The 17,786-nt window shown below is 72.1% G+C and carries 11 protein-coding genes and 1 pseudogene; 8 read left to right on the top strand and 4 right to left on the bottom strand.

What is annotated here, in order from left to right; all coding sequences use genetic code 11:
• The 5 genes from ACWC24_RS01355 to ACWC24_RS01335 all read left to right on the top strand — a co-directional run bounded on the left by ACWC24_RS01355 (position 1) and on the right by ACWC24_RS01335 (position 5,320).
• Positions 1-843: an ABC transporter permease gene (locus ACWC24_RS01355; RefSeq protein ID WP_450660764.1), complete on the top strand. Its 843-nt coding sequence runs from the start codon at positions 1-3 to the stop codon at positions 841-843.
• Positions 819-1,544 carry an ABC transporter ATP-binding protein gene (locus tag ACWC24_RS01350; protein ID WP_450660763.1) on the top strand — a complete coding sequence of 242 codons (726 nt, stop codon included), beginning with the start codon at positions 819-821 and terminating at the stop codon, positions 1,542-1,544. Before ACWC24_RS01355 ends, ACWC24_RS01350 begins: the two co-directional genes overlap by 25 nt.
• Complete coding sequence (locus ACWC24_RS01345; protein ID WP_450660762.1) at positions 1,541-2,881, top strand: LLM class flavin-dependent oxidoreductase; 1,341 nt, start codon at positions 1,541-1,543, stop codon at positions 2,879-2,881. The genes ACWC24_RS01350 and ACWC24_RS01345 overlap by 4 nt, the downstream gene beginning before the upstream one ends.
• Before the next feature lie 14 nt (positions 2,882-2,895).
• The gene (locus ACWC24_RS01340) at positions 2,896-3,792 is read left to right on the top strand and encodes a TauD/TfdA dioxygenase family protein (RefSeq protein ID WP_450660761.1); all 897 of its coding nucleotides are present in this window, start codon (positions 2,896-2,898) and stop codon (positions 3,790-3,792) included.
• A 121-nt stretch (positions 3,793-3,913) separates the two neighbouring features.
• Positions 3,914-5,320: an amino acid permease gene (locus ACWC24_RS01335; protein ID WP_450660760.1), complete on the top strand. Its 1,407-nt coding sequence runs from the start codon at positions 3,914-3,916 to the stop codon at positions 5,318-5,320.
• 157 nt (positions 5,321-5,477) lie between these two features.
• Here the strand turns inward: ACWC24_RS01335 and ACWC24_RS01330 are convergent, their stop codons facing one another.
• Positions 5,478-6,140, bottom strand: coding sequence for a mycothiol-dependent nitroreductase Rv2466c family protein (locus ACWC24_RS01330; RefSeq protein ID WP_450660759.1), 663 nt, complete (start codon positions 6,138-6,140; stop codon positions 5,478-5,480).
• 148 nt (positions 6,141-6,288) lie between these two features.
• Between ACWC24_RS01330 and pepN the strand changes: the two genes are divergently transcribed.
• Both pepN and ACWC24_RS01320 read left to right on the top strand, forming a co-directional pair.
• Positions 6,289-8,865, top strand: a complete 2,577-nt coding sequence (pepN, locus tag ACWC24_RS01325) for an aminopeptidase N (protein ID WP_450660758.1) — start codon at positions 6,289-6,291, stop codon at positions 8,863-8,865.
• A 230-nt stretch (positions 8,866-9,095) separates the two neighbouring features.
• Positions 9,096-10,145 (top strand): hypothetical protein, encoded by a 1,050-nt coding sequence (locus tag ACWC24_RS01320; RefSeq protein WP_450660757.1) that lies wholly within the window; start codon positions 9,096-9,098, stop codon positions 10,143-10,145.
• A 94-nt stretch (positions 10,146-10,239) separates the two neighbouring features.
• Here ACWC24_RS01320 and ACWC24_RS01315 read toward each other — a convergent pair whose 3' ends face one another.
• The 3 genes and pseudogenes from ACWC24_RS01315 to ACWC24_RS01305 all read right to left on the bottom strand — a co-directional run bounded on the left by ACWC24_RS01315 (position 10,240) and on the right by ACWC24_RS01305 (position 14,167).
• Entirely contained in the window at positions 10,240-11,421 is a 1,182-nt protein-coding gene (locus ACWC24_RS01315; RefSeq protein ID WP_450661033.1) for a glycosyltransferase, read from the bottom strand.
• A 231-nt stretch (positions 11,422-11,652) separates the two neighbouring features.
• Positions 11,653-13,423 (bottom strand): annotated as a pseudogene (locus ACWC24_RS01310) (TIGR03767 family metallophosphoesterase).
• 300 nt (positions 13,424-13,723) lie between these two features.
• Positions 13,724-14,167: an NUDIX hydrolase gene (locus ACWC24_RS01305; protein ID WP_450661032.1), complete on the bottom strand. Its 444-nt coding sequence runs from the start codon at positions 14,165-14,167 to the stop codon at positions 13,724-13,726.
• 304 nt (positions 14,168-14,471) lie between these two features.
• Here ACWC24_RS01305 and ACWC24_RS01300 point away from each other — a divergent pair, with 304 nt between their 5' ends.
• Positions 14,472-17,780 (top strand): S8 family serine peptidase, encoded by a 3,309-nt coding sequence (locus ACWC24_RS01300; protein ID WP_450660756.1) that lies wholly within the window; start codon positions 14,472-14,474, stop codon positions 17,778-17,780.
• The last annotated feature ends 6 nt before the right edge of the window (positions 17,781-17,786 follow it).

Below are 17,786 nucleotides of genomic sequence, written 5' to 3'. Positions count from 1 at the left end.
ATGACCACCACCACCCTGGGCACGGCCGCCCCCGCCGCCGTGGCCGCGGAGCAGCCGCGGCGGCGACGCCGCAGCCTCGCCCCCGGCAAACGCCTCCCCGCCGCCCGGCTGGCCGGGCCGCTCCTGCTGCTCGCCCTGTGGGCCGGTGCCTCCGCCGCGGGCCGGCTGGACACCGCCGCGGTCCCGGCGCCCTGGACCGTACTGGACACCGGGTTCCGCCTGTGGACCGACGGGACCCTGCCCACCGACGTCCTCACCTCCCTCGAACGCGCGGCGTACGGCTTCGCGTTCGGCCTGACCGCCGGGGTGGTGCTCGCGCTCGCGTCCGGGCTCAGCCGGACCGGGGAGGCGCTGATCGACGGGACCGTGCAGCTCAACCGGGCGATCCCGGTGCTCGGTCTGATCCCGCTGTTCATCCTGTGGCTGGGCATCGGCGAGACCTTCAAGATCGCGATCATCGCGATCGTCGTCTACATCCCGATCTATCTGAACACCCATGCCGCGCTGTCCGGCATCGACCAGCGGTTCGTCGAACTGGCCGAGGTGCAGGGCCTGTCCAGGCTGCGGTTCGTCAGGGAGATCGTGATCCCCGGCGCGCTGCCCGGGTTCTTCGTGGGACTCCGGCTCGGCGTGACCGGCTCCTGGCTGGGTCTGGTGGTCCTGGAGCAGATCAACGCCACCAGCGGCCTCGGTTACATGATGTTCCAGGCCCAGAACTACGGCCAGTCGGACGTCATCCTCGTCGGTCTGCTGATCTACGGGATCTTCGGCCTGGTCTCCGACAGCGCGGTCCGTCTCGTCGAACGGAGGGTGCTGTCGTGGCGCCGCACACTGAGCAGCTGACCCGTCCCGCCGTCCGGCTGCGGGGTCTGACCCGGTCCTTCGACGGGCGTACCGTCCTCGACGGCATCGACCTGGACATCCCCGCCGGACAGTTCGTCGCCCTCCTCGGGCACAGCGGTTCCGGCAAGTCCACCCTGCTGCGGGCGGTCGCGGGCCTGGACCACCAGGTCACCGGAAGCGGGGAACTCACCGCGCCCGAGCGGGTGTCGGTGGTCTTCCAGGACTCGCGGCTGCTGCCCTGGCGCCGGGTGCTGGACAACGTACTGCTGGGGACGGACGGTACGGACAAGGGGCGGGAGGCGCTCGCCGAGGTGGGTCTGGCCGGCCGTGAGCGGGCCTGGCCGAGCGAGCTGTCCGGCGGCGAGGCCCAGCGCGCCGCGCTCGCCCGCTCCCTGGTCAGGGAGCCCGAACTGCTGCTCGCCGACGAGCCGTTCGGGGCGCTGGACGCGCTGACCCGGATCCGGATGCACCATCTGCTGCGCGAGCTGTGGGAGCGCCACCGGCCGTCCGTGCTGCTCGTCACCCACGACGTGGACGAGGCGATCGTGCTCGCCGACCGCGTGCTCGTCCTCGACCGGGGCCGCATCGGCCTCGACCTGACCGTCGACCGACCGCACCCGCGCTCCTACCGGGACCCGCTGCTCGGCGAGTACCGGGAGCGGCTGCTCGCCGCCCTGGGCGTGACGGAGGACCTCGCATGACCCGGCAGCTGCACCTGAACGCGTTCCTGATGAACACCGGCCACCACGAGGCGTCCTGGCGGCTGCCCGAGAGCGACCCGCACGCCCATGTCCGGCTGGAGCACTACGTCCGCCTCGCCCGGACCGCCGAGCGCGGCACCTTCGACTCCCTGTTCCTGGCCGACGGACCCCAGCTGTGGAACAGCGTGGGCCAGCGTCCCTCGGGCGCCCTGGAGCCGCTCACGCTGCTGACCGCGCTGGCGACGGCGACCCGGCACATCGGCCTGATCGCCACCGCCTCCACCTCCTACAACTCCCCCTACAACCTGGCCCGCAAGTTCGCGTCCCTGGACATCGTCAGCGACGGCCGGGCGGGCTGGAACATCGTCACCACCGCCGGCGCCGAGGCGGCCCGCAACTTCGGCCTGGACGCGGAGCCCGCCCACGCCGAGCGGTACGCGCGCGCCGCCGAGTTCGTCGACGTGGCGCTCAAGCTGTGGGACAGCTGGGAGGACGACGCGGTCGTCGCCGACAAGGCGGCCGGGGTCTGGGGCGACGCCGCCAAGATCCATCCGCCCCGGCACCGGGGGACGTACTTCAGCGTCGAGGGCGCCCTCAACGTGCCCCGCACCCCGCAGGGTTACCCGCTGCTCGTGCAGGCGGGATCCTCCGAGGACGGCAAGCGGTTCGCGGCCCGGTACGCGGAGGCGGTGTTCACCGCCCAGCAGACCCTCCAGGACGCGCAGGCCTTCTACGCCGACCTCAAGTCCCGTACCGCGGCGGCCGGGCGTGATCCCGGCCATCTCAAGGTGCTGCCCGGCATCGTCCCGGTCGTCGGCTCCACGCAGGCCGAGGCGCGCGCCGCCGAGCGGGTGCTGGAGGAGCACATCGTGCACCGGCACGGGGTGGCCCACCTGGAGAACCTGCTGCGCCTGCCGGCCGGCACCCTCGAACTCGACGCCCCGCTGCCCGCCGGTCTGCCGCCGGAGAGCGCGATCGAGGGCGCGAAGAGCCGCTACACGCTCGTGGTGGAGCTGGCCCGGCGCGAACGCCTCACCGTCCGGCAGTTGATCGGACGGCTGGGCGGCGGCCGCGGCCACCTCACCTTCGCCGGCACTCCCGAACAGGTCGCCGACGCGATCGAGACGTGGTTCACGCACGGCGCCGCCGACGGCTTCAACATCATGCCCCCGGTCCTGCCCTCCGGCCTCGACGCCTTCGTCGACCACGTCGTGCCCCTCCTGCGCGCCCGCGGCCTGCTCCGCACGGAGTACGGACCGCGGCAGACCCTGCGGGAGCGCTACGGCCTCCCGCGACCCGCCAACCAGTACACCGCCGGCGCACCCGCGCTCGTCTGAAGGGAACACCCGTCATGACCGACCTGCGTATCCAGAAGATCACCGCGAACATCGGCGCCCGGGTCTCGGGCGTCGACATCACCCGGCCGCTGGACGAGGAGACCGTCGCCGCGCTGCGCGAGGCGCTCAACGCGCACAAGGCGCTGGCCTTCGACGCCGAGGGCCTGGACGACGAGGGCCAGCAGGCCTTCGCCCGGCACTTCGGGGACCTCACGACCGCCCATCCGACCGTCGGCGCGGTCGAGGGCGCCCCGAACGTGCTGCCGGTCGACAGCGAGCGCGGCCGGGCCGCCAATCACTGGCACACGGACGTCACCTTCGTCCTCAACCCGCCGCAGGCCAGCACGCTGCGCAGCATCACCGTCCCGCCGTACGGCGGCGAGACGCTGATCGCCAGTTCGGCGGCCGCCTACCGCGACCTGCCCGAGCCGCTGCGCCGGTTCGCGGACACGCTGTGGGCGGAGCACACCAACGACTACGACTACGCGGTGCCGCAGGAGGAGATCGACGAGGAGCAGGCCGCGCAGCGCGCCCAGTTCACGTCGATCAAGTACCGCACGGTCCACCCCGTGGTCCGGGTGCACCCGCTGACCGGGGAGCGCGGGCTGTTCGTCGGCGGCTTCGCGCAGCGCATCGTCGGTCTGTCGCCGGGCGAGTCCCGCAAGATCCTCGACCTGCTCCAGGCGTACGTCACCCGGCCGGAGAACATCCTGCGCTGGCGCTGGTCGGAGAACCAGCTCGTCCTGTTCGACAACCGGATCACCCAGCACTACGCCGTCGACAACTACGACCGCGCGCCCCGGCGGCTGCACCGGGTGACGGTCGCCGGTGACGTGCCCGTCGGCATCGAGGGCAAGGAGAGCTACGCGATCGAGGGTGACGCCTCTCACTACACCTCGGTCTCGGAGTGACCGGAGGGCCACGGCACGTGAGGTGAGTGTCCGAATATCGGGCACTTACCTTCGATAGACGGGTCGCCTGTCCAGAATATGGGGGTTCGCAGCCCTCTCACGCACTGGACGAGCCGCGCCCATGCCCCACAACACCACGGTCGAGACGCCGCCGCAGCAGGACAGGCGCGACGACGCCTCCTCCGCACCCGGATCCCTCGCACACGGCCTGAAGCAGCGCCATCTGTCGATGATCGCCCTCGGCGGTGTGATCGGCGCCGGACTGTTCGTCGGCTCCGGCGCCGGCATCGCCGCCGCCGGGCCGTCGATCGTCGTCGCCTACGCCGTCTCCGGCCTCCTCGTGATGCTGGTGATGCGGATGCTCGGCGAGATGTCCGCCGCGCACCCGTCCTCGGGCTCCTTCTCCGCGCACGCCGAGCGGGCGATCGGCCCCTGGGCGGGCTTCACCGCCGGCTGGTCCTTCTGGGTGCTGCTGTGCACGGCCGTCGGCCTTGAGGGCATCGGCGCCGCGAAGATCGTCACCGGCTGGCTGCCCGGCACCCCCGAGTGGGCCTGGGTGGCGCTGTTCATGGTCGCCTTCTGCGGGGCCAACCTGGCCGCGGTGAAGAACTTCGGCGAGTTCGAGTTCTGGTTCGCGGCCCTGAAGGTGGGCGCGATCAGCCTGTTCCTGGTGCTGGGCGGGCTGGCCGTGGCCGGCGTCCTGCCGGGCACCGACTCCCCCGGCGTCTCCAACCTCACCGACTTCCTCCCGCACGGCGGCGAGGGCCTGGTCATCGGCCTGCTCGCCTCGGTCTTCGCCTACGGCGGCCTGGAGACGGTCACCATCGCCGCCGCCGAGTCGGAGAACCCGGTCAAGGGCGTGGCGAGCGCGGTCCGTACGGCGATGTGGCGCATCGCGCTGTTCTACATCGGGTCGATGGCGCTGATCGTCACCCTGGTCCCCTGGGACTCGAAGGAGGTCGTCGAGAAGGGCCCGTACGTCGCCGCCCTCGACCACCTCGGCATCCCGGGCGCCGGCCAGCTCATGAACGTGGTCGTGCTGGTGGCGCTGCTGAGCGCGATGAACGCCAACATCTACGGCTCCTCGCGCATCGCGTACTCGCTGGTGGAGCGCGGCCAGGGCCCGAAGGTGCTGGGCCGGGTGTCGGGCGGGGTGCCGCGCGCGGCCGTACTGGCCTCCTGCGTCTTCGGCTTCGTCTGCGTGGTCCTCAGCTACTGGCGGCCCGACGACGTCTTCCCCTGGCTGCTGAACATGATCGGCGGGGTCATCCTGGTCGTCTGGTTCTTCATCGCCGTCTCGCAGCTGCGGCTGCGCGGCCGGCTGGAGCGGGAGGCGCCGGAGAAGCTCACCGTGCGGATGTGGGCGTTCCCGGTCCTGACGTGGGTGGCGCTGGCCGGGATGGCGGGCATCTTCTTCCTGATGGCGCGTGAGCCCGGCACCCGCGTGCAGCTGTACGCGACGGGCGCGATGACGGTGGTCCTGGCGGCCGTCGGCTACGCCAGGCAGCGGGCCCGCGCCCGGAGCTGACCGCTCCCTCGCCCGCCCCTCACACACCGAAAGGCCCTCGCGTCGACCACGCGAGGGCCTTTCCGTCGTCACGCCGTCCGCGCGATCACCGCCGCGACCGCTGTCGCGACCGCTGTCGCGACCGCGCAATCGTGGTCACGGCAGCAGCAGCGGTGGCTCAGAGGTTGCTGAAGTCGGGGCCCTTGGTCCGGGTGCGCTTGATCTCGTAGAAACCCGGGACCGAGGCGACCGCGAGGGTGCCGTCCCAGAGGCGGGCGGCCTCCTCGCCCTTGGGCGCGGGGGTGACGACCGGGCCGAAGAAGGCGATCTGCTCGCCGTCGGAGCCGGGCACGGCGATGACCGGGGTGCCGACGTCCTGGCCGACCTTCTCGATGCCCTCCTTGTGGGAGGCGCGCAGCTCGGCGTCGAACTCGAAGTCCTTCTGCTCGGCGTAGTCGATCAGGTCGGCGGGCAGGCCGACATCGGCCAGGGCTGCGGCGATCGCCTCCAGGGTGGGGCCCTCGCCGTTGTTGTGGAAGCGGGTGCCGAGCGCGGTGTAGAGCGGGCCGAGGACGTCGGCGCCGTGCTTCTGCCAGGCCGCGGTGACCACGCGCACCGGCTTCCACGCCTTGGTCTCGAGCATGTCCCGGTACTCCTCCGGCAGCTCCTCCAGCCGGTCCTCGTTCAGCACGGCCAGGCTCATGATGTGCCAGCGGACCTCGATGTCCCGGACCTTCTCCACCTCCAGCATCCACCGGGACGTCATCCACGCCCAGGGGCACAGCGGGTCGAACCAGAAGTCGACGGGGGTCTTGGCGGACACGGCAGCGGTGTCGGACATGGCTCTCCTAGGGATACGGGGTTCGGGGATTGGCAACACCGGCCTGCGCCACCTCATTCCCTCGTGCCCGGCGTCAGGGGCACATGGCAGGATCGGTCCTGTTCCGTCGTGTCCAATGACGTGTCCGACACATCCAGAGGGAGTGCCCGTGCCCGGTGAGAACCTGACCCGCGACGAGACCCGGGAGCGGGCCGCCCTGCTGTCCGTCGACGGGTACGAGGTGTCCCTCGACCTGCGCTCCGCCGTCGGCGACGGGGACGAGGAGCCGCGCACCTTCCGCTCGGTGACCACGATCCGCTTCCGGTGCGCCGAGCCCGGCGCGTCGAGCTTCGCCGACCTGGTCGCGCCGAGTGTGACGGCCGTCTCGCTCAACGGCCGTGACCTCGACCCGAGTGCCGTCTTCGACGGATCGCGGATCCTGCTGGAGGACCTCGCCGCCGACAACGAGCTGGTCGTCGACGCGCAGTGCGCGTACTCCCGCACCGGCGAGGGCATGCACCGCTTCGTCGACCCCGAGGACGGCGAGGTGTACCTGTACACCCAGTACGAGCCGGCCGACTCCCGCCGCGTCTTCGCCAACTTCGAGCAGCCCGACCTCAAGGCCCCGTTCCGGTTCGAGGTGCGGGCGCCGGAGGGCTGGACGGTGTGGAGCAACGGGGCCGGGGAACTCGTCGACGGGGTGTGGCGGTTCGCCGAGACCAAGCCGATCTCCACGTACATCACCTGCGTGACGGCGGGCCCCTACCACTACGTGACCGACTCCTACTCCCGCACGTTCGCCGACGGCACGACGCTGCGGATCCCGCTCGGCGCCCTGTGCCGCAAGGGCCTGGCGCCCTACTTCGACGCCGACGACGTCTTCCTGGTCACCAAGCAGGGGCTGGACTTCTTCCACGAGCACTTCGACTACCCGTACCCGTTCGGCAAGTACGACCAGGCGTTCGTGCCGGAGTACAACCTCGGCGCGATGGAGAACCCGGGCCTGGTGACCTTCCGCGAGGAGTACATCTTCCGCGGGAAGGTGACCCAGGCGTCGTACGAGGCGCGGGCGAACGTCATCCTGCACGAGATGGCGCACATGTGGTTCGGCGACCTGGTCACCATGGTGTGGTGGGACGACCTGTGGCTGAAGGAGTCCTTCGCCGACTTCATGGGCACGTTCGCGAACGTGGGCGCGACCCGCTTCACCGACGCCTGGATCACCTTCGCCAACCGCCGCAAGGCCTGGGCCTACCGCGCCGACCAGCTCCCCTCCACCCACCCGATCACCGCGGACATCCGCGACCTGCAGGACGCCAAGCTCAACTTCGACGGCATCACCTACGCCAAGGGCGCGAGCGTCCTGAAGCAGCTCGTGGCGTACGTCGGCCAGGACGCGTTCCTGGAGGGCGCCCGGCGCTACTTCAAGCGCAACGCCTACGGCAACACCCGGCTGGGCGACCTGCTGTCGGTGCTGGAGGAGACCAGCGGGCGGGACATGGCCGCCTGGGCCCGCTCCTGGCTCCAGACGGCCGGCGTCAACTCGCTGACCCCGCAGGTGCTGCTGGACCCGGAGGGCCGGATCACCGAGCTGGCCGTGCTCCAGGACGCCGCCGAGTCCCACCCCGAGCTGCGCCCGCACCGGGTGGCGATCGGCCTGTACCGGCGCACGGCCGACGGCGCCCTGGAGCGGTACGCGCGCGCCGAGGCGGACGTCGAGGGCCCGCGCACGGTCGTGACGGAGCTGGCCGGGGCGCAGGCGCCGGAGCTGGTCCTCGTCAACGACGACGACCTGACGTACTGCAAGATCCGCTTCGACGACACCTCGCTCCAGACGCTCCGCGCCCACCTCGGCGACCTCACCGACCCGCTGGCCCGCGCCCTGTGCTGGTCGGCGCTGTGGAGCCTGACCCGGGACGCGCTGCTGCCGGCCCGCGACTTCGTCGACCTGGTGCTGCGCTTCGCGGGCCGCGAGTCGGACATCGGCGTGCTCCAGATGCTGCACGCCTGGGCCGACTCGGCGCTGGTCGACTATGTGGCGCCGCAGTGGCGCGAGACGGGCGCGCGGCTGCTCACGGACGGCGCGCTGACCGAGCTGCGCTCGGCCGGGCCGGGCAGCGAGCACCAGCTGGCGTGGGCGCGGTTCTTCGCGGCCGCGGCGTCCGCCCCGGCCGATCTCCAGCTGCTGAAGGACCTGCTGGAGGGGACGGACCAGATCGAGGGGCTGGTGGTCGACCAGGAGCTGCGCTGGGCGTTCCTCGAGCCGCTGGCGGCGCACGGGGTCGCGGACGAGAAGGTGCTCGCCGCCGAACTGGCCCGCGACGACACCGCGTCCGGCAAGCGCCACCAGGTGCGCTGTCTGGCCGCCCGCCCCTCGGCGGCGGTCAAGGCGCAGGCCTGGGCGCAGGTGGTCGAGTCGGACGCGCTGTCCAACGCGCTCGTCGAGGCCACGATCGCGGGCTTCGCCCAGCCCTCCCGGCGGGACCTGCTCGCGCCGTACGCACAGAAGTACTTCGCGGTCATCGACCGGGTGTGGTCCGAGCGGTCCATCCAGATCGGCATGGACGTGGTGCGCGGCCTGTTCCCCGCGCTCCAGGACTCCCAGGAGACGCTGGACGCCGCCGACGCCTGGCTGTCGGCCCACGAGAAGGCGGCTCCGGCGCTGCGCCGGCTGGTGCTGGAGGCGCGGGACGACCTGGCGCGCGCATTGCGCGGACAGGCCTGCGACGCGGCGGCGGACGCCTGATCCCGGCCCGGGGGCCGAACACTCCGCAGCCATTACGGAATTCGGGCAAGCAGCCGTTACGGAATTCAGGCAATAGGAACCGTGACCCCTGGTCCGTCGCGGACGGACCAGGGGTTTTCCGTACCTTCTCGGCACCCGAACACCCGTCCTTTAGGGCCACCTTGTCCATATTTGCCGACAGGTGTGTAACAGGGGTTACGGGACGGGCCCGGCGCGGGAACCTCCGGGTCATGAACCACAACACCTCACTCCCCCCACTCTCCCCCCGCTCCGCGCGCCGCCTGTCCGAGGTGCACCGCCGTGTCATGACGTCCCATCAGCTCCGCGCGCACGGCGTCTCGGCCGCCGAGGCGAACGAGCAGTGCCGCGCCCGCGGCCCCTGGCAACAGCTCCTGCCGGGCGTGTTCCTGCTCCGCCCCGGACCGCCGACCAGCGAGGAACGGCTGCACGCGGTGCTCATGTACGCGGCCCGCGAGTCGGCGCGCCCCGCGGTGCCCGCGCAGCCGGGCGCGGACGAACCCCACCGTCCGCACTACGCCGACGCGATGATCACGGGCCTGGCGGCCCTGACCCTGCACGGCTTCGCCGGCGCTCCCCCGCTGCCGTCCCTGGAGCAGCTCGACGTCCTGGTCCCACGGCTGCGGCGGCTGCGCTCCGCGGGCTGCGCGCGGATCGTGCGCACCGCGGACCTGCCCGTCCCGGAGCAGGTCACGGGCCTGCCGGTGGCCCCGGTCCCGCGCGCCCTGGCCGACGCGGTGGCCGAGATCGCGGACGCGGGCGCCGTGCACCGGCTGCTGACCGAGGCGGTGCGCGGCGGCCACTGCGAACCCGCGGCCGTCGTGAGGGAGTTGAACCAGGCGGGACTGCTCGGCCGGGCGCATGTGGTGGACGCCGTGGACTCGCTGCTGGCCGAGCGCCGGTCGATCGCCGAGGGCCGCCTGTACCGGATGGTCCGCGCGTACGGTCTGCCCGACCCCGTCTGGAACGTCGACCTGCGGCTGCCGGGCGGCCCGCACCTGGGCGGCCTGGACGCCTACTGGCCCGAGCAGGCGGTGGCGGTGGAGCTGGACACCCGCGCCCCCCGTCAGGACGAGGACGCGCTGTGGTCCGAGCACGCCCGCAAGCGCGAGCACCTGGAGCGGCTGGGCATCACGGTCGTCCACGTCTCCCCGAAGCGGCTCCGGGACGCGATGGAGCAGCAGGCGGCGGTGGTCCGTACGGCGCTGATGGCGTCGCGGGACCGTGAGCCCGCCGCGTATGTCGTGGTGCTGCCCCGGTAGTGACGGACCGGGCCCGCACCAGGAGGGGGGAGGAGGGGCCGCCGGACCGGGCCGGCGGCCCCTCCTCGTAGGCTCCGCGCCCGTGGGGCCTGTCCTACAGCGTCTCCGGGAGCGACGGGCGGGTCGCACCCGCGTGCACGCGGTCGATCAGCTCGGCGTACGACGCGATCATGCGGGTCCGGCTGAAACGCTCGCGGGCCACCGCGAGGACCGGTGCGAGGGCGCCGCGCCCCGCGACCGCCTCGCTCCAGGCGCGGGCCACGGCCTGCGGGTCCGGCGGGGTGACGAACCCGAGCCCGCTCACGATCGCCGCGCTGTCCCCCACGTCGGTGGTCACCGGGACCGCGCCGCACATCATGCCCTCGATCAGGCACAGCGGGGCCGCCTCGCCCCAGGACGAGGTCAGCGCGACCACGTCGGAACCGGCGTACACGACCTCCATGTCGCGCCGCACCCCCAGCAGGTGCATCCGCCCGGCCGGCGGGCGCTCCGCGCCGAAGGCGTCCGCGATGTCCGCCCCGAGCTCCGCGTTGGCGTCGGTCATGCCCGCCCCGCACAGCAGCACATGCCCGTCCGGCCGGTCGCGCAGCCAGGCCCGGGCGGCCCGCAGGAACAGCGGGACGTTCTTCATCGCCGCGTACCGGGCCGCGAGGACGACCACCGGCGCCGTGTCCGGGATGCCGAGCTCGGCCCGCAGCGCGATGCGGCGGGCCGGGTCGGGCCGGAAGCGCACCAGGTCCACCCCGTTCGGGATCACGTGCAGCAGCTCGCCGGGAACCCCGGCGGCCCGGTACGCGTCCCGCGTGGACTCGGCGCAGCAGACACAGGCCGCCACGGTGCCGTCGGCGATGGCGGTCCGCAGCTCGTCCAGCGCCGGGCCCTGGTTCTCGGGGTCCGAGCGGTGCAGCGCGACCACCACCGGGCGGCGCGGCAGGCCCGCCTGGTTGAGCAGGGACAGGGGCTGCTCCTTGAGCGACAGGATCACGTCGACGTCCGCCATCGCCCGCGCCGTTTCGGCCAGTTCCGGGCCGCTGAAAACGGCCGAATCACCTCTCGCGCCGAACGTACGGCCGAGGGAGCCGACCCCGATCCCGGCCGCGGTCAGCGCCCGGTAGCAGGCGTCGTCCTCCATCCGCTGCCGGGTGGCCTCCCGGTGCACCTCCGCGTACACGCTCAGGACCCGTTGATACTGCCCGCCTTCTCGCAGCCCCAGCACGACATCGCTGTGCACGATCCGGGCACCGCCGGAGAAGAAGCCTTCGTAGACCGACAGCACCCGCAGTCCGCGTCCGGTACGCACACGACCACCCGCCTTGCACACATATCAAGCCATCCCCCGTGAAGTGCGGGTTAGCCGATATGAGGCGATACCGACATTGCCGGCGCGTGAACACCGTGCTTCGTGTCCGTGGCAGCTCATCGACACGTCCACTCCCGCTCCGGGGCTGCGCCCGAAGGGGCCGCCGGGCCGGCGCGGCGGTCACCCACCGCGTCGGCCGGACCGCGCTCAGCTCTTCCTCAGCACCAGTTCGGTGTTGCGGTCCCGGGCCTCGCCGGCCCGCTCCGCGCGGGCGCCGGGGGTGGTTGAAGGCCAGCTCGCGGTAGAGGGCCGCGAGGCCGGTCTGGGAGAGGTCGCCGAAGTCCGTGCGGTGCGGGGCGGCGGACTCGACGAGGGTGGTGAAGACGGAGAGGGTCCCGTCCTTGTTGTCGGTGAGCTCGATCACCCGGGCGAGCTGGGGGTGGTCGACGTGGGAAGCGGTCGAGATCTCCCAGAAGGAGTGTCCGGCCGAGGACGTGTGCGACGTGATCACGTTCCGGTGGATATGGCCGTTCACCCAGGCCAGGACGTTGCGGTGGCGGCCGAGCAGGGAGACGACCTCGGCGCCGGAGTGCCGGGCCTCGTGCGGCCGGGCCGGGTCGGGCCGGGTGTTCGTCATGGTGCCGCTGGTGTGGTGGCTGAAGACGATCACGTACGAGTCCGCGTGCTCCCGCAGGGTCCGCTCCAGCCACTTCAGCTGGGCGGTGCCGACGGAGCCGTCGTAGTGGCCGCCGGGGTCGGTGGTGTCGAGGCTGACGCCGAGCACGTCGTCGGCGACCCGGAAGCTGTAGTACTGGGTGCCGGCCGCGAGGTTCGCCGCGGAGTAGCCGTGCCCGACCGGGCCGGGGCCGGTGTACGCGGGGTCGAGATGGGCCTTGAGGTAGTCGGCCGGGGTGTAGGGGGCGCGGCGCTCGTCCGGGGTGACCGCGCGCATGTCGCGGGCGTGCGCCTCAAGCAGGTCGCGGAAGGCCGTGCCCATGGGGTCCGTGGCCCGGGAGATGAACCGCTCCAGCTTCACCCCCTCCGCCGGGTCCAGGGTCATCAGCTTCCGGCCGCCGACCGCGTACTCGGCGAGGTAGGAGTCGCCGTGCCCGTAGCAGCCGAGCGGCAGGGCGTCGTGGTTGCCGACGGTCGAGTACCAGGGCAGGCCGAGTCCGGGGCTGTGCAGTTCGCGGGTGGCGGCGGCGAGGAAGCCCGCCAGGTGCGGGAAGCCGCGCTGCTTGTCGGCGTCGCGCAGGGCCTGGTCGGGCTGCCAGTACAGCTTGAGGCCGCTGTTCTGGACGCCCTCGTAGTGCCGCGGGTCACCGGAGTCCGGGGTGATGCGGCCGCCGCTCATGACGGTCAGGAACCATTCCAGCTCGGTGCGGGCGTTGTTGTCGGTGTTGTCGCCGGTGGTCATCGCGAAGTGCAGCGGGGAGCCGGTGACGGGGGCGCCGCGCAGCGCGTTGACGCGCTCGACGAGGGAGACGGCGCCGTGCACGGTCAGCGCCTCGTGCGGCCGCCAGCGTTTGACGTCGGCCGAGCGCAGGAACTCCAGCCGCAGCGGGTGCTGACTGTCGATCAGGTGCAGGTCGGTGAGCTGCACGAAGGCGGCGAGCGCGGTACGGCGGTCCGCGCGGCCCGACTTGGCGGCGGCGAGGTCGTCGCGCACGACGCGCCGCCAGCCGGGGCCGTCGCCGAGCCGGCGGTAGCCGGAGGCGGTGCGCGGGGCGGCGACGCCCGCCAGGGTGGTGCCCCGGGTGTACGGGGCCAGGGCGGCGGCCGTGGCGGGGCCGGGCGAGGCGGCGGGGGCGTCGGCGGCGGGCGCGGCCTGGGGGGCGGTCGCGGGCGCGGCCTGGCTGTCGGTGGGCCGCAGGGCGTAGCCGACGCCCGCCGCGAGGGACACGGCCGCGGTGGCGGCGAGGACGGAGCGCCGGTCGACTCCCGGCAGGGACGTGGTCACAGAGCGTATGCGCGACATGGCGCGATCTCCCCAGGGTGCGAACGCGTCGGCGGTGGTCGCGGGCATCCGCCCATGGCGAACCGCCCGCTCGTACCGGATGCTTGGCACCGGGGGTGACCTGGGCGTGAACGAGGCCGCAACGTGCGACACCCATCGCCGTACGTGGATCACGGAGCACCCGGGAGGTCCGCGACCGCTCGTCGAACGGTCCGTACGCGGTCACTGCGCGTTCATTTTCCGGGGTAGCACGACAACTCCGACAACTCCCCGGCAGGCACGGCCGGCAGGGAAGGGCGCCCGCGCTCCCGGACGGCGGGCCTACTCCGCCGCGAGTTCCAGGTGTCCCGCGGCCGGGCGTCCGCGCCACAGCGTCAGCGCCACGTCGATCAGCGGCACCCGGGGCAGGCCGGGCACGGCCGTCAGGTCCTGCCAGGCGGCCAGGTCGGTGGATCCGCCGACCTCGTTGCGCAGTTCGCCGCCGACCACCCGGCCCTCGTACACGAGCCGCACGCCGTGGTGGTCGGTGGCGCGGCGCAGGCCCGTGCGCGGGACGGCGTGCCGGACGGAGTCGATCCCGAGCAGGCCGGTGACCTCGATGCGGTAGCCCGTCTCCTCCGCCAGTTCGCGCCGGACGGTGTCGTACGGGTCCTCGCCGTGCTCCATGCCGCCGCCGGGCAGCACCCACTCCGGGGTGCCGTCGGGCGCGGACGACCGGGCGAGCAGGACCTGCCCCTCGCGGACGCAGACGGCATAGGCCGCCACCCTCAACTTCTGGCGCACCCCGTGAGGTTAACCCGAAGGGTGATCACCCACTCACCCAAGTGGACACTTCGTGCACGGACTTCCGTAAAACCGCTCACAGGAATGTCACAGGATGGCCGCCGGTGTCCGTAAAGTCCATCGGGGGTTTTCCCCATACATCCATCTCGTTTCGGTCAACCCTCCCCAAAGACATGCCCCTTGGGTAAAGCTGAGCGACCGTCCGGGGTCGTAGTCCGGACGATCGCGGCCAGGGCCGATCGGTCCGGCCGCACCACGCTCGTTCCTTTACCTGCAAGGGATGCCGATGACTCTCACCCCTCAGCGTGAACCCATACCCGGCGCGAGACGCGTGGTCCGTATCGCCGTGGCCGCCGGTCTGGTGGCCGCGCTGTCCGCGGCGGGTCCGATACCCATGGCCTTCTCCGCCGGTCAGGCACCCGCCGCCGCGGACCCGGGCGTCAAGTCCGCCCACGAGAAGCTCGGTTCCGACGACGCCGACCGGCTCGCCGCGGCCAAGGCGCACGGCGACAAGACCGTCACGATGATGGTCGCCACCGCGCCCGGCGCGACCGAGCAGGTCGCCGAGAAGCTGGACGCCGTCAAGGGCGGTTCCGTCGGCCGGACCTACGACAAGCTCGGCTACGTCCGCGCCACCGTCCCGACGGGCCAGGCGGACGCGGCCATCGCCGCCGCCGCGAAGCTGTCCTCCGTGCAGGCCATCGACCTGCGGCAGGAGATCAAGCTCGACGACCCGACGCCCAGCGCGGACACCGCCCGGGGCGCGAAGTCCGGCTCCTCGACGGTCACTTACCCGGCGCCCGGCAAGAAGACGCCCGCCGAGAACCCGTACAACCCGTCCTTCGAGACGGGTGCCGTCGACTTCGTGAAGGACCACCCGAAGACGGACGGCCGCGGGGTCACCATCGGCATCCTCGACTCGGGCGTGGACCTGGGCCACCCGGCACTGCAGAAGACCACCACCGGCGAGCGCAAGATCGTCGACTGGGTGACCTCGACCGACCCGATCGTCGACAGCGACAACACCTGGCGCCCGATGGTCACTTCCGTTTCCGGGACCTCCTTCTCCTACGGCGGCCGCACCTGGACGGCGCCCGCGGGCTCGTACCAGGTCAGCACCTTCAGGGAGTCGTACACCGCCGGCGGCGACGCGGCCGGTGACGCCAACCGCGACGGTGACACCACCGACTCGTGGGGCGTGCTGTACGACGCGGCGGCCGGCACGGTCCGGGTCGACCTGAACAACAACTTCGACTTCACCGACGACACGCCGATGAAGCCGTACAAGGACGGTTACCAGGTCGGCTACTTCGGCACCGACAACCCGGCGACCGACGTCGTCGAGCGCCAGCCGTTCGTCGTGCAGATCCGCAAGGACGTGCCGATGGACCCCTACGGCGGCGACTGGGTCGGCAAGAAGGTCGACTTCGTCAACATCGGCGTCATCGAGTCCGAGCACGGCACGCACGTCGCCGGCATCACCTCCGCGAACGGCCTGTTCGGCGGGAAGATGAACGGCGCGGCCCCGGGCGCGAAGATCGTCTCGTCCCGTGCCTGCACCTGGACCGGCGGCTGCACCAACGTGGCGCTCACCGAGGGCATGATCGACCTGGTCGTCAACCGCGGTGTCGACATCGTCAACATGTCGATCGGCGGCCTCCCGGCGCTGAACGACGGCAACAACGCGCGCGCCGAGCTCTACACCCGGCTCATCGACACCTACGGCGTCCAGCTGGTGATCTCCGCGGGCAACTCCGGCCCCGGCGCGAACACCATCGGCGACCCCGGTCTGGCCGACAAGGTCATCTCGGTCGGCGCGGGCATCTCCAAGGAGACCTGGGCCGCCAACTACGGCTCGGCCGTGACCAAGAAGTACGCGCTGCTGCCGTTCTCCTCGCGCGGCCCGCGTGAGGACGGCGGCTTCACGCCGACCCTGGTCGCCCCCGGCGCCGCCATCAACACCACCCAGACCTGGCTGCCGGGCTCCCCGGTCGCCGAGGCGGGCTACACCCTGCCGGCCGGCTACTCGATGCTCCAGGGCACCTCGATGGCCTCCCCGCAGGCCGCGGGCGCCTCGGCGCTGCTGCTGTCGGCCGCGAAGCAGAAGGGCATCGCCCTCACGCCGGCCACCCTGCGCACGGCGCTGACCTCGACCGCCCACCACATCAAGGACGTGCAGGCGTACGAGGAGGGTGCGGGCAGCATCGACATCGTGGACGCCTGGGACGCCATCAAGGACGGCGCCACCGCCCACGACTACACCGTCAAGGCCCCGGTCGACACCGCGATCGACTACGCGCTGAAGACGCCGGGCTTCGGCACCGGCCTCTACGACCGTGAGGGCGGCCTCAAGGCCGGCGACAAGAAGACGTACGACATCACCGTCACCCGTACGTCCGGTTCCGCCAAGGCGATCCGGCACGACCTGCACCTCGCGAACAACGCCGCCGGCACCTTCCGGATCATCGGTTCCGACGAGGTGAAGCTGCCGCTGAACCAGCCGGTGACCGTCAAGGTCCAGGCCGCGCCGAGGTCCGCGGGCATCAAGAGCGCGATCCTCGAGCTCGACGACCCGAGGACCGAGGGCGTCGACAAGCAGATCCTGGCCACGGTCGTGGTCTCGGCGCCGGTGAAGTACACCTACGCCGCGTCCGACACCGTGCAGCGCAACAGCTCGAAGTCGTACTTCGTGACCGTGCCCGCGGGCGCCAAGTCGCTGGAGGTCGCGATCGGCGGGCTGAAGGACAAGAGCCAGACCCGGTTCATCGCCATCCACCCGTACGGCGTCCCGGTCGACAACACCAGCACCCCGTACTGCTACAACAACTACCTCGACGGCAACGGCTGCAAGCCCGACGTGCGCGCGTACGCCGACCCGCAGCCGGGCGTGTGGGAGATCGAGGTCGAGTCGCGCCGTACCTCGCCGCTGCTCGACAACCCCTACAAGCTCGACGTCGCCGTGCTCGGCGCGGCCTTCGACCCGGAGACCGTGACCGTGTCCGAGGCCAAGGTGGGCGTCCCGTCCGCCGCCTCCTGGAAGGTCACGAACAACTTCGCGGCCCTCGACGGCACGCTGGTGGGCGGCCCGCTCGGCTCGGCCAAGTCGGCCCGTCCCGCCATCAAGGAGGGTGAGACGCAGACCACCACGGTGGAGGTGCCCGCGGGCGCCAAGTCGCTGGACGTCGCCATCGGCAACGTCTCCGACGCGTCCGCCGACCTCGACCTGACGGTCTACGACTCCACCGGCAAGCAGGTCGCCCAGTCCGCGGACGGCGACTCGGAGGAGTCGGTCTCCATCGCCTCGCCGGCCGCCGGTACGTACACCATCGCGGTCGCGGGCTACTCCGTCCCGGCCGGCTCGACCGACTACGACTACCAGGACGTCTTCTTCTCCGCCGCCCTGGGCTCCGTCTCCGTCGACGCCACCGCGCCGGTCAAGCTCGGCACCGGCGCCTCGGCGACGGTCTCCGGTTCGGTCACCGCGCTGGCCCCGGCCCCCGAGGGACGCGAGTTCTTCGGCCAGGCCCAGCTGGTGAACGCGCGCGGCACGGTCGCGGGCGTCGCGAGCGTGAAGATCGAGAAGGTCACGCCGTAACTTCGG

Source organism: Streptomyces sp. NPDC001443 (assembly GCF_053597355.1).
Note: the sequence above shows the minus strand (reverse complement) of the source record. Positions and strands in the feature narration are given on the sequence as shown.

Excerpts from the sequence above, each read along its gene's own strand:
- ACWC24_RS01335 (WP_450660760.1), top strand. The coding sequence starts at position 3,914 with ATGCCCCACAACACCACGGTCGAGACGCCGCCGCAGCAGGACAGGCGC.
- ACWC24_RS01320 (WP_450660757.1), top strand. The coding sequence starts at position 9,096 with ATGAACCACAACACCTCACTCCCCCCACTCTCCCCCCGCTCCGCGCGC.
- ACWC24_RS01345 (WP_450660762.1), top strand. The coding sequence starts at position 1,541 with ATGACCCGGCAGCTGCACCTGAACGCGTTCCTGATGAACACCGGCCAC.
- ACWC24_RS01355 (WP_450660764.1), top strand. The coding sequence starts at position 1 with ATGACCACCACCACCCTGGGCACGGCCGCCCCCGCCGCCGTGGCCGCG.
- ACWC24_RS01330 (WP_450660759.1), bottom strand. The coding sequence starts at position 6,140 with ATGTCCGACACCGCTGCCGTGTCCGCCAAGACCCCCGTCGACTTCTGG.
- ACWC24_RS01340 (WP_450660761.1), top strand. The coding sequence starts at position 2,896 with ATGACCGACCTGCGTATCCAGAAGATCACCGCGAACATCGGCGCCCGG.
- ACWC24_RS01300 (WP_450660756.1), top strand. The coding sequence starts at position 14,472 with ATGACTCTCACCCCTCAGCGTGAACCCATACCCGGCGCGAGACGCGTG.